Annotated in this window: 10 protein-coding genes; 4 read left to right on the top strand and 6 right to left on the bottom strand. The window is 60.1% G+C overall.

Going from position 1 to position 12,184, the window contains the following annotated elements; all coding sequences use genetic code 11:
- The first annotated feature begins 1,372 nt into the window (after positions 1-1,372).
- Both X730_RS136135 and X730_RS136140 read left to right on the top strand, forming a co-directional pair.
- The gene (locus X730_RS136135) at positions 1,373-2,557 is read left to right on the top strand and encodes an acyltransferase (protein ID WP_031197494.1); all 1,185 of its coding nucleotides are present in this window, start codon (positions 1,373-1,375) and stop codon (positions 2,555-2,557) included.
- A gap of 125 nt (positions 2,558-2,682) precedes the next feature.
- Positions 2,683-3,561: a YihY/virulence factor BrkB family protein gene (locus X730_RS136140; RefSeq protein WP_023827737.1), complete on the top strand. Its 879-nt coding sequence runs from the start codon at positions 2,683-2,685 to the stop codon at positions 3,559-3,561.
- A gap of 202 nt (positions 3,562-3,763) precedes the next feature.
- Here the strand turns inward: X730_RS136140 and X730_RS1000000167940 are convergent, their stop codons facing one another.
- The 3 genes from X730_RS1000000167940 to X730_RS136150 all read right to left on the bottom strand — a co-directional run bounded on the left by X730_RS1000000167940 (position 3,764) and on the right by X730_RS136150 (position 5,384).
- Complete coding sequence (locus X730_RS1000000167940; RefSeq protein WP_023716034.1) at positions 3,764-3,931, bottom strand: hypothetical protein; 168 nt, start codon at positions 3,929-3,931, stop codon at positions 3,764-3,766.
- 529 nt (positions 3,932-4,460) lie between these two features.
- A complete protein-coding gene (locus X730_RS136145) occupies positions 4,461-4,778 on the bottom strand; it encodes a YMGG-like glycine zipper-containing protein (protein ID WP_023708438.1) in 318 nt (105 codons plus the stop codon).
- Between the two features lie 198 nt (positions 4,779-4,976).
- Complete coding sequence (locus X730_RS136150) at positions 4,977-5,384, bottom strand: type II toxin-antitoxin system HicB family antitoxin (RefSeq protein ID WP_023827735.1); 408 nt, start codon at positions 5,382-5,384, stop codon at positions 4,977-4,979.
- Positions 5,385-5,482: 98 nt separating this feature from the next.
- On the opposite strand from X730_RS136150, the gene X730_RS136155 reads away from it, so the two are divergent.
- Complete coding sequence (locus X730_RS136155) at positions 5,483-7,087, top strand: recombinase family protein (protein WP_081731696.1); 1,605 nt, start codon at positions 5,483-5,485, stop codon at positions 7,085-7,087.
- Positions 7,081-7,923 carry a plasmid partitioning protein RepB C-terminal domain-containing protein gene (locus X730_RS0135050; RefSeq protein ID WP_245261451.1) on the top strand — a complete coding sequence of 281 codons (843 nt, stop codon included), beginning with the start codon at positions 7,081-7,083 and terminating at the stop codon, positions 7,921-7,923. Before X730_RS136155 ends, X730_RS0135050 begins: the two co-directional genes overlap by 7 nt.
- 202 nt (positions 7,924-8,125) lie before the next feature.
- On the opposite strand, the gene X730_RS136160 is transcribed toward X730_RS0135050, so the two are convergent.
- The 3 genes from X730_RS136160 to X730_RS136165 all read right to left on the bottom strand — a co-directional run bounded on the left by X730_RS136160 (position 8,126) and on the right by X730_RS136165 (position 11,584).
- Positions 8,126-8,818: an SOS response-associated peptidase gene (locus X730_RS136160; RefSeq protein WP_023827732.1), complete on the bottom strand. Its 693-nt coding sequence runs from the start codon at positions 8,816-8,818 to the stop codon at positions 8,126-8,128.
- Between the two features lie 239 nt (positions 8,819-9,057).
- Positions 9,058-9,891: a thermonuclease family protein gene (locus tag X730_RS1000000169160; protein ID WP_280800015.1), complete on the bottom strand. Its 834-nt coding sequence runs from the start codon at positions 9,889-9,891 to the stop codon at positions 9,058-9,060.
- A gap of 190 nt (positions 9,892-10,081) precedes the next feature.
- Entirely contained in the window at positions 10,082-11,584 is a 1,503-nt protein-coding gene (locus X730_RS136165; protein ID WP_023827730.1) for a winged helix-turn-helix domain-containing protein, read from the bottom strand.
- Positions 11,585-12,184: the final 600 nt, after the last annotated feature.

The raw sequence follows: 12,184 nt of genomic DNA, 5'->3' as shown, positions 1-12,184 counted from the left end.
CATCCTGCTGCGGACCGGGACGGCCAGCATGGCGCCTTCGGAACTTACCCCCGACCGGACCCAGGGACAGCTGAAGCGCGACGCGAGCGCGATTAAGGAACAGGTGAGATGAAAGAGAAATCCGCAGCCGAACTTGAACGCGAGGCCGAGGCGGCGCGCGCCCGGGTGATGGAGACCGCCGAATCCATTCGAGGCAAGATGACGCCGGGACAATTGCTGGATGAGTTCACCGGGCTGTTCTCGGGAGGGGAGAGCGCGGCCATGCTCAGCAATCTCAGAACNAGGTCCGAGACAATCCTTTGCCGGTCACCATGGTGGGCGCAGGTCTGGCCTGGCTGATGTTCGGCAGCGGTGCCTCAAACACCGCCCACCGTTCGGCTGGCTATCCATTGCCTTCAGCGCCGGGACGACATGATGTAGCAGGGGAGCGCGGCGGCTTGGGCGGCACGCTCTCCGACGCCGCGGAATCGCTCTCCTCGAGCGCTGCCAGCGTCGGCGACACCATATCGAGCACCGCAAGAGGCGCTGCGGCGGGTCTGACGGGAAGCGCTGCCAATGCAAGCTCGACGACTGGGGACATGGCGGCGAAAGCCAGCNGGCGCTGCGGCGGGTCTGACGGGAAGCGCTGCCAATGCAAGCTCGACGACTGGGGACATGGCGGCGAAAGCCAGCCGCTCCGCGCAAGATCTGTTGGAGGATCAACCCTTGGCCGTAGCGGCCGTCGGTCTCGCCATCGGCGCCGCTATAGGTGCAATGCTGCCCCATACCGCAACGGAGGACGAGCAACTAGGCGCCTATGGCGACAAGCTTCGCGATTCCGCCGAAACTTTGCTCGACAGGGGCCTCGATGAGGCCAAGCAGGTCGCCGCCGACGCCTATGAGACCATCAAGCAGGAAGCTGGCCGGCAAGATATGGAAGCAGACACGATAGCCGATCAGCTCGGCGAGNATTTCCGATACGTCTCAGCGCCAAACCTAGCTTGATGATCCTGGATCAACGATAGCCGGCCTCTCCAGAAAGCGTGATAATGGTCGCGCTGATCGCTGCGTTTCGAAGGCCCAGACCGCCTTCAGCCAATTGACGTGACGTGCCCGGCAATTCCCAGGATGCGCCGGAACTGCAGAGCGCTCAAATAGGACCCTCGCTAACGGAGAGCCGTCCAAACACGGCTCACAAGCTGTCGAGCAGCAGTGCGCCCAATTGTAGCCGTTTGGCGCGGCTGACCGTCCCGGCCTTCAGGGCCACGTGGCCTCGTCCGAAACCCACTTATGGAGCACGGCGATACGAGGGTCGGTCCAGCACTCGTAACCGCAATTCGTCATCGCTCACCGGGTTGACAATCGCTGCTCAGGCGCCATGCTGCAGTGCAACATGGCTAGCTACGAAACCAGCATCATCAAGTCGTCGCGCATCGAATGCCTGGACGGGCTTCGCGCGCTTGCGGCGATCTGGGTGCTGGTCGGGCACTGCATGCTTTTGACCGGCTGGCAAATTCCGATCGTCGGCGAGCCGGATCTCGGCGTCGACCTGTTCATCATGCTGTCCGGCTTCCTGATGGTGTTCCACTATCAGCTGCGCCAGGAAAAGGAGCCTTGGCAAAGACCGGAAACCTGGCTGAAATTCTGGACGCGCCGCTATTTCAGGATCGCGCCGCTGTTCTATGTCATGCTTTTCCTGGCGCTGGCGCTTGGCCCCTATCTCTACGATTGCAGGATCATCATCGACGATTTCCTCTCCAGATCGCACCAGGCGCCGGAACGCTACCTCGACGGCAGCCTGAAGAACATCGTCGCTCATCTCACGTTCCTGTTTGGGCTGGTGCCGAACCTCGCCTATCGCACGCCGCTGCCTGACTGGAGCCTGGGGCTGGAGATGCAGTTCTATGCCGTGTTCCCGGCCGTCATGCTGCTGGTGCGCAGGCTGGACTGGATCAGGAGCGCCCTTGTGGTTGCGGCGGCCGGCTGCGTCATCGTGTTTGCGATGCGGCTGTTGCCGATCCATTTTCCGATGCCGTCCTTTCTGCCGCTGAAGATACAGATATTCCTGTGCGGGATGCTGCTGGCCGGAGTCGTGCATCAGAGCCGACCGAGGCCGTTCCTCTATCTGGCATTGGCCATGCTTTTGGCGGCGCTGCCCTTTGGCGGCGACCAGGGGCTGGGCAAGCTTCTGGTGCGTGAAGCGCTTGTGGCGGGCTTTTTCGCGCTGGTTCTCTACCGCATGCTGCCTGGAAGGGCGGGAATGTTGGCGCGAGCGATCGCCGTGACGCTCAGCAACCGGTTCTTCCACCTGATGGGCGAGCTTTCCTTCAGCATCTACCTGATCCATCTGCTGGTGCTGCAGCCCGTCGCGGCGTTCGTCATCAGTGAGTTCGGCCACGAACTGTCGGCGCCGCTGCGCTTCGCCATCGTCGTTGCCGTTGTGCTGCCGACGGTCACGTTGCTGTCCTGGATCACCTACACTCTGATCGAGGTCCCCGGCCAGAAGGCGGGCCGCTTCGTTGTCCAGCGCTTTGGCCGGAAAATTGCGCCGGTGCTCGAGAAGACCCCGGCGGAGTAGGGCGCCAGGCGCGGCGCATAACCACTGACGTTGCCTGCTCCCCCTGAGGGCGTTAGTAGCCCGCAACCGGAACATCACATGTCCTGGTGCATTGCTAGTGAACGCCAATTCGACTGGGGCGCAAAATGCATCGCGCGATCACAAATGCATGGGCAATGGTGCGAGAAGCCGTCGTTGGGTTCGTCAACGACAATGCTCTCAGCCATGGCGCGGCGATCGCTTTTTATGCCACAACATCGTTGGCGCCAATTCTGCTCATCGTGGTTGCAATTGCGGGTCTCGCATTCGGTCACGAGGCAGCCCAAGCGGCATTGTCCGCCCAAATCACAGGGATGATGGGTACAGAAAGCGCAAATATCCTGCAAACCGCACTGAAGAGCGCATCCGAAAAGCCATCCGGCGGCACCTGGGCGGCGGTGATTGGCATCATCACCTTGCTTGTGAGCGCTTCCGGGGTCTTCGGCGAAATACAGCAGTCCTTGAACATGATATGGAAGGTCGAAGCGCAGGGCAGTTCGTTGTCGCGCCTGGTGCGCGCACGTGCGGTAAGTCTGGGACTGGTGACCGCACTTGGCTTCATGTTGCTCGTCTCTCTAGTCGCGAGCACGGCGATTTCGGCCCTAGGCAACCTCATCAACGCCCAGTTGCCGTTCGGGACACTTGTCCTGGCCGTTATCAACGCGGTCGTTTCTTTTGTCCTCCTCGCTGTAATTTTCGCCGCTATCTTCAAGATCTTGCCTGATCGAACCCTGAAATGGCGGGATGTCTGGATTGGCGCTGTTGTGACCGCTGCCCTGTTCACCCTCGGGAAATCGCTTATCGGTTGGTATGTAGGCTCCAGCGCGGTCGCGGCCTCATATGGGGCCGCCGGTGGGCTGCTCGTCATCCTGCTGTGGGCTTACTACTCGGCGGAAATTTTTCTTTTTGGTGCGGAAATCACTCGCGCCTATTCCATTCGACACGGCAGCAGGTCCGATCTGGATGCTGTGCTTCACAGTGCTTGACTGCAACACATGCCACTAACTACCAAATCGACTAGGCGCGCGGCGCACCGGCCGGGGCTTCGCGACGCCACATCACCCATGGCGCCGACCGCATCACCGAGCAGGGCACGCGAGCTGGATACGGTCGACACCATATGACGAGTGCAAGTGCGCTGGTTGGTCAAACCATGAGGGTCACAGTTTGAGTTGCGAAAGACGCGGTTCAGTGGCGACGCGGACGGCGCTTGCGTATCGGCTTTGTACTCGCGCGCCTGCCGTCCGGCGCCTTCTTGGCAGCAGCGGAGCGGTACAGGTTCATGAGGTCAATCAGGAGCCGAACAATGGCAATCGCAGTTGCAGCATCGAGCCAGCCCGCAATGCTTTTGAGCATCGGGATTGTTCTCCAAGCTTACGACGTGAAAGCGGTCGAAGGACCTGGGCGGCAGTGCCCCTTCGCCTAGGCGAGGACTGCCACCCATTCGTTGTGGCACTCAGTTGCCAAGCAACATGACATGAAAAAGGCCTCCGAAGGAGGCCTTTGGATGGTGTGAGCGAGAATCTCCACCCAACAAATTATCCCACATTTTGTGCATGCAGCGCAAGCCGTTCGCTTGGCCAAGGCGCGCTTGGCGCCTTGATGCTTGGCTGCGTGACCGTCACCCCCGCTCTTCGGCAGCAGCCGATGGTCGCTGTCGGCACTTTCAGCAGCCGCAATGCGATGTCATTGTTGGCGCCAAAAACCACCGCTTCACGTCGCTTCCGCGAAATGGGATCCTTGCAAGCACCGAGCGCAAGCTCATGAGGCAGAGGGTGTAAATGGACTGAGCGGGCGTTCTCATATTGTGAAACGCCGAACGGATCCCGGGTCCCTGGAAGGGCGGCAGCAAAGGTAAGAGAGCCGCACTTCCAGGGAGGCTGGATCAATAGTCGTTGTTGTAATAGCGATCATCGCAAGGCGCCGTGTAGATCCGGCCGCGGCGGTCCTGGTAGCGGCAAAGCTGTTCGCCGCGGCGCTGCGGCGTGGTCGACTGGCCGATGACTGCGCCGAGCAAGGCGCCGCCGGCGGCACCCACGACCGTGCTTTCGGTGTTGCCGCCCAGTGCCTGGCCGGCGAGGGCGCCGACACCGCCGCCGATGAGTGCGCCTGTGGTTGCCCTCTGCTGCTGTTCGGTCTGAGTCGCGCAGCCTGCAAGTGCTGCAGTCATGAGCACGGCGGCAATGGTTTGTCTGATCATCATCTTGGAACTCCTTTGGAGCCCCAAACGCGGATCGGGGCGAATGGTTGCCAGTTGCTGGCGCATTGCGGCCAAACGGCGGCACGCCCGCTCACGAAATGAGACGTGGTTTCTCGGGCCTTGAAGACAATGGTTGCCAAAGCGGAAACGGCCTGCGCGAACAGGTCAATAGCGCATCGGTTTGAATCCGTTGATGAGCAGCTAGGCTGGCTCGTCGCGTATCGCCTTTTTCGCGGCGGCGATCAGGAATCCAGATCGGCTGCAGCCATGCCGTTCCGCATATTGATCGATCTGGTTGAGGACATCTTCCGGGATGGTGACGTTGACGCGCACGACCTTCTTCGCCTCGGCTTTCAGGGCAACCAGGACGGCGACCCGGTTGAGATTGTCCTTGTCCGACATGACATCTTCCAGGGATGATGACTCGGGAATGGCTTCGCCATTCTCGACAAGGCCTTCGAGATGGAAGGCCAGGGCCTCTTCGGCCATGGCGCGGGCGTCGTCCAGGCTGGTGCCGGCGGTGACCACGCCCGGAAAATCGGGAAAGGATACGCCGAAGTCGCTGCCCGCTTGCTTGTGGATCAGTCCGGCACGGGTCGGTTCCCCCAAGGAGCGGCTTCGAGGCTCGATCAGACTATCGAGCCATTCGACACAAACTGTCGAGGTATTCCTAATGGGACCGTAGGAAGCTGCCTAGTAGGTTGGGCATGCCCCAGGCAGACATTGCCTGGGCAACGGTCGAGAGTGTGGGGAAAGTGCCAAAGTTAGATGGCGGGAACCAGACTGTGCCTAGAGTTCGCGCTGCGCAGTACGTGCGCATGTCGACGGAACACCAGACCTACTCGATCGACAACCAAGCGGATGCCATTCGCGACTATGCCGATATCATGGCTTACGAGATTGTCGCCACTTACGAGGACCTCGGTCGCAGCGGTTTAAACCTTGGAGGGCGCCCCGGTCTTCAGAAGCTGTTGGCCGATGTCGAAAGTGGGCGAGCCGATTTTGAGACGGTTGTGGTCTATGATGTAAGCCGTTGGGGGCGTTTTCAGAACATTGATGAAAGCGCAGCCTACGAATACCGATGCCAGATGGCCGGCGTGCGTATCGAATTTTGCGCCGAGCAATTCGCAAACGACGGCAGCATCGGGTCAGACGTCCTCAAAGCAATCAAACGGAGCATGGCTGCCGAGCAGAGCAGAATGCTCTCGCAAAAAGTCTTCATCGGCCAGGCTAGGTTGATCCGGCTGGGCTTCCGGCAGGGCGGGAAGGCCGCCTTTGGCCTGCGGCGCCTGCTTGTCGATCAATACGGCCGTTCAAAAGGCATCCTTTCATCCCACGAATACAAGAGCCAGCAGACGGATCGAATAGTTCTGGTGCTCGGCCCGCCTGACGAGGTTGCGACAGTGAAGTGGATCTTCAGTCACTTTGTCAGAACACGCAAGACAGAGCTGGAGATGGCAAGACTGCTCAACAAACGCGGCGTGCTCAGCGATTTGGGGCGACCATGGACGCGGGAATCCGTGCACTCGGTGCTGACCAACGAAAATTACATTGGCAACAGCGTCTGGAACAAGCATTCGGCCCGGCTGAGAAGCCATCAAGTCCGCAATCCCCCCGAACAGTGGGTGCGGGTGGAAAACGTCCTGGAGCCGATCGTCGACAGCAAACTGTTCGATCGGGCGCAGATCGTGCTCAAGACCATCTATCGCCACATGACCAACGACGAGATGCTGGCCGCCCTTAGGGCGCTTCTGGCTCGCCGTGGCGCCTTGTCGTTGGCCATGATCGACGCGGATCCCGGGTGCCCGCCGGCCCAACGCTACCAGTGGCGTTTTGGAACCATTGTCAAAGCATATGAACTGATCGGATACGAGCCATCCAAGAACTACCGCTTCATCGGCGTGAACCGGCACCTGGAATCAATGAGGCTGCAGATTATCCGGGATCTTGTGGGCGCGATTGATAAGCAGGGCGGGGTTGCTGCCCATGACATGGCGATGGACCTCCTGCGGATAAACGAGGAGATCACGGTGGCGATTACAATGGGCCGATGCAGGGTTTCCGGCTTCGGCTATCCTCGCTGGTTTTCCAAGGCCGATAAACGGCCACTACCCGACATTTTCGTCCTGATCCGTATGAATCCCGGCGACCTGACCATTCGGGACTATTTGATTGCGCCTGCCCACGAGATCGCGGGTAAATCGGAACTGTATGCCATCAATGGGATACCGCTGGACAGCTATATTTTTCCCACGCTCGACCCCATTATCAGGTTGGCAGAGCGAGAGCCTGTCGGAGGCGTGGCTTGGTAGTCAAGCGCTTAGCCAAGGACGCCGCCTACCGTGCGTTGGAAAACGGTGGCGACAGACATGCGAGCAATATTGTTGCTGGCGCATTAGGGTCCAAGAAGAGGCTTCGTTCACACGAATTTTTGGCGACCTACGATACGGAATGCAAACGCATGCGCGATTTCGTAACGCAAGCGGCAAAGTCTGAACAGAGCCTAGACCGGATAGTAGCGGCGCTCCACCTGATGATGCGCGACAAGCAATTCTGCGCCACGCTGGTGTCCGAGGGCTTCAGGACAATGCCAAGCCTACTGGCACATAGGTTGCGTGGCGCGACCCGCGAGCCGCAAATGTTCTGCTCTCCCGGAAAACCCGCTTCCGAGACAGGCGAGAACCGGAAAGCCGTTAACGGAATTTGCCCTGATGTCCTCGACCTGCTTCGGGACGCGCCGGTAAAAACAAAAATCTTCGGGTTGCTCCAGAAGGTGCTGCCAGCCAGGCAATTGGAGATTGGCCGACTGATGGTGGCGATGGACCGGGTCAGGATCACCTACGCGAGACTACTCGTCGCTCTGACACCGCAAGCCCTGCTGGTCGAGGGTTTTAATCTCTCAACGATCACCACACAGGCGGAAGACCAGCGCGGCGCGATGGTGCTCGATGTCGGCGCGGTAAGCCTTGCGGTTCTCAGCGCCGCGGAACGTCATGGCCAGGTGGGCCTGGAGCTTGTCGCAGCCAACCGCTTTTTCGACCGGTTGATGGATAATTCCAGAGTGGTGCGGTATCTCGCCCGGACCTTTCCGGGGCATTTTGAAGAGTTTCACAGCTTCTCGATGCCATGCCTCGAACAGGGGCGCTAGATGGTCGGACGTCAACTCCTATAGAAACCGATAGCCGTCGCCGGGACGCAAACAACAGAACCAATGTGACTTCTGTCTATGCCTCGAAAAGCCAAACCCGCCGAGCTTGCCGCAGCCAGAATGCTCGCAAAGCGATTTTCGATCGGCTCTCGGCCGCGCGGAATCGCTGTCATGTCTTCGGCAGGCCGGCCCGGTTCGTTGCTCATAGCGGGTTGATCGGCCCAACGAGGCCGGGATGGTCGTTGGGCAACTTGTTGACGGCGCTGGTGTTCACCTCACGCCCAACGCGATTGAACTGCAGCTGACCGTCGATGTCGTGGCTGAGAATGTCCTTGAGGCTGTCCTTGGGCGTCGCCGGGTCCAGCCAGGCGTCATAGTAGGCCGGGTCGAGAATGAGAGGCTGCCGATCATGCAACTGCTTCATCGGTTCTGCGGCAGGCTCGGTGATGATGGTGCAGCTGGTTATGTCGAGATTGGAATTGTAAGCCCAAAGCCCGGCGAACGAGAAAGGGGCGTGGCCTGGCTGGTAGATGTGCCAAGGGTCTTTCTTGCCGTCGGCTGGCGATATCGTCCACTCGTAGAAGCCATCGGCAGGGATCAGGCAGCGCTTGGACTTGTAGGCGTCGCGGAAGGCGGGCGCTGTATCGATGCCCTCAATCCTCGCATTGAACATAGCCGCCTTGGGCATTTCCTTTGCCCAGAAAGGGACCAGCCACCAGCGCCCTTCACGGAGCCTGTGGTTGCCATCCTCACCGGCAGTGACGAATGGGACATCCTGAGTCGGCGCGATGTTGTACCGGGGCTCGTCGTTGCGGCCCGTCTCCGCCGGCGCAGTTAGGCGGTAGAGCCGGTGGATTTCCGACCACGACAGATATTTGGTGTAACGTCCGCACATCGCTCTGCCTCAGTTGCGCAGGAGTTCAGGCACGCTGAGCGGGCCAAGGTCGGAATTCTCCTATACTCCTCGCTGCGGCGCCAGACGCCGCGTATCTTGGCGGCGGGGACCGATTGATTGCCTTCGCCAGTAGCCTTGCGGAAGGCTCTGGGCGACCACAGAGTTCCCCTTAGTGTGCGCCGTGGAGGCAAAAAGGGCAAAGTCGACGACGATCATGCCATGTCCCTCTCACTGCGGACTTAGCAAAGGCTCTCGCAAGGAATGCCGTCCTTGTCGCGGTCGAGCTTGCCGCCCCAAGAGCAGTTGGCCAAATACCAGTTCGCCTCGTTGCATGAGCTGATCTGGGGACAGGTTCGCCGTGGCTGACAAGAATAGCTCTGCGCCACCTGCCCATTACGCATGATACCGAGTGGTTGTTTTGCTGACGGCCTGGTGGTGCCGTTCGCATGCTCTGCGCGCCAATCCCATGGCGCCTGAAACGCTCCAGCCCACAGACCGACCTTCGCCGCCTGGGCCTTCGCCTGCTGTCTTGCGTAGGCTCCGTGGCTGTAGCGCGGCCAATCTAGTGCCAAGCCCCGCTCGACAAGCCAGCTCTGGACGTTGCGACCGTCGGCGCGATCGCAATCCCCAACAAGCCGGCCGTACCGGTCTCGGTTAACAAAGCTGCAATGCAACGGACGCGATGCAGCCAGGAACTCGTCCAAGGCTTGGGCAGCATGGCGCCCGCAGGCGTATTCGAAGCCCTTAGCGTCTTCGCAATATTGCTTACTCTCGGGCGCATCGATGCCGTTGAAGCGGATGCGCTGTCCGTGGATCTCGATCGTGTCGCCGTCGATCACAGACGCGACACCGGCGATCGGCGCCGGCTTCGAGCCGAACCAATTCGATGCATTGATCTCTGGCAAACTTTCGCTGTGCTGGATGGCGGTTTGCGCGACCAGAGCGCCAGCCGCTACCGCAGTCACCAAAATCAGGCGCCGCGGCACATTCGCCCATCGGTGCGCACGGCTATGCTTGGCACCGGTTCGCTTTCGCCAGCGATCAGATCGATTGTCGTATCGGTATTTGTCCACGCCCTCATCCCCGCAGAGAGGATGCGACTGTTTCTACGAAGAGTCCAGAAGACGAGACGCGCGGAATGCTAGCCCCGAAGCCGATGCGTGCCGACGCCCCCCTCGACTTCGATCTCGGTTAAGGGGGTTCGATGACCTGTTGGGGTGCATTCGGCTGTCGGGCCTGACCGGCGCGCTCCCGAAGGTGCGTTCACGCGGGAAAACCGGCCTTTCTGAAGCCTGACGTGAAAAGCTCGAGGTCGACTTGGTGGGCGAACGGGAGACGTGAAATCAGCCGGATAGTCAGGTCGTGTTTCCTTATCAGTGCTTCCTGAACTTCAGCACGCGCCTTCTGCGTCTCGCCCAAATGAGCGTACGCCGCTGCGAGAAAGGCATGAATGAAGAATTGGTCGCCGGCCTTCTGATACGAACCGACGGCCTCCGAGTACCTTCTTAGCAGAAAGAGGGAGCTGCCCTTCACCTCCCAGAACCATATTGGAGGTAACGGGTCGCGCAGCAGCGCAGATTCAAGCACGTTCAGCGCGCTCTCGGCCCGGCCGCCGTAGTTGAGCCAGCTTGCGTAGTCCCCCGCTATGTTCACGTCCAACGGGTTTAATGAGCGCGCTTGCTCGAAATGCACTCCCGCGTCGCTGTGCTGGCGCATGTGCGTAAGCACCAGGCCCATGCTCTGGTGACAGACGCCATCGCTCCTGTCGAGAGCGAGCGCCGTTCGTGCCGAGTCCCAGGCGTTCTGTAGCGTCCGCGGATCGTTGTCGTACCAAAATCTGCCGACGAGCGCCTGCGCGAGGAAGGCGTGGCCTTGAGCGAACGTCGCATCGAGCTCGACACACCGGACGAATAGGGGCTCGGCCATGTCCAGTTCATACCGGTAGAACTGTGCGCGCCCCTGCAGGTAGCAGTCGTATGCATCCCAATCGGCCGGAGGCTTGCGTCTGGTCCTGCTCGTCGAATCGGCCTCCGCCTGGCCTTCGACCATCGAGGCGATGAGAGCCGCAACCTCGTCTTGCAATGCGAAGATGTCGTCGAGGGCCCTGTCGTAGCGTTGGGCCCACAGGTGGGTACCGGTGGAAGCGTCAATCAACTGTGTGGTGATCCGAATGCGATCACCCAGCTTTCGTATGCTGCCTTCGACGAGGTAGCGAACTGCGAGTTTGCGATGGACTTCGGCAATGTCCAATGCCGGATAGCGAAACTGAAAAGATGAATTCCGCGCGATGACAAGGAGGGAGCGGAACCTGGCCAGCTCCGTAATTATGTCCTCGGTTATGCCATCGCTGAGATACTGCTGGTCCTGATCGCCGCTCAAATTGGCAAAAGGCAGGACCGCAATCGACGGCTTGCCGGACCCTGGTATCGGTCTGCGGGATGCGCTCGCCACCGGCTCGACAGTCCCGGTGAAGCGGTAGCCGACGCGAGGCACCGTGGCGATCCACTCGCCGCCGTTGTCAGCCGGACCGAGTGCCTTTCTCAGTGTCGCTATTTGGACCGTAAGGTTGCCTTCCTCAACGGCGGTTCCCGGCCAGGCAGCGTCCATCAGTTCGGCCTTGGTCAGGATCTCGCCGGGCCGGGCCGTAAGCGCAGCAAGCAGCGTCAGCCCACGATGCCCAACAACGATCGGGATCTGCTCTTTCAGGAGCGTCCCGACGTCAGGATCGAGTACGAACGGACCAAAAGCGATGCGTGTCCCCTGCATCTGGGCATATTAGACGTTCCGGCGGTTTTCGGAACAGTGTCGGCACCCCTTTAATCCCGGGGTCGCTTTCGAGGCCTATGCCCAGAACGCGGCCACCTGTCCATCGATTAGAAGATAGCGATCGGGCGCTGGCCGCTGCGCGCAAATGTCCGGAGTGGCTACCCCGACTGCGTATTGGCCTGCGCCGCTGATCAGAGATAGGGAACCGCAGAACTGACCGGAGCAAGGCTGGCGGTAAAGCATTGATATTGCTGTTGTGAATCTAGGGATTTTGGGAGGTACTCCCCAGCTTCGGAGAAAGATGGGCATTCGGAGAGCAGTTTGGGCGGGAACGTTGTGTCCGCTCTCCCCAGCTTTCGGCCGCACATCCCGCAAACGCCGGGCTTCCGGGAAGCCATGAAGGGATCGGAGAATGGTTAGGACCTCGAAGGTGGTAGAGGATCAAGAGTTCGAACCCTCCGAGATTATCTGCTTTTTAAAAAAATCAATAAATTTCCGCGTCTTCAGCGGCAGGTAGGCGCGGGAAGGATAAGCGACCCACACGGCACTCTCCTGCGCCCCGACGCTGATCTTCCAACCAGGGAGGAGTTGGACAAGCCT

Source organism: Mesorhizobium sp. L103C131B0, assembly GCF_000502275.1.
Lineage (GTDB): Bacteria > Pseudomonadota > Alphaproteobacteria > Rhizobiales > Rhizobiaceae > Mesorhizobium.
The sequence above is the reverse complement of the archived record's forward strand: the minus strand, read 5'-3'. Positions and strand labels throughout refer to the sequence as shown.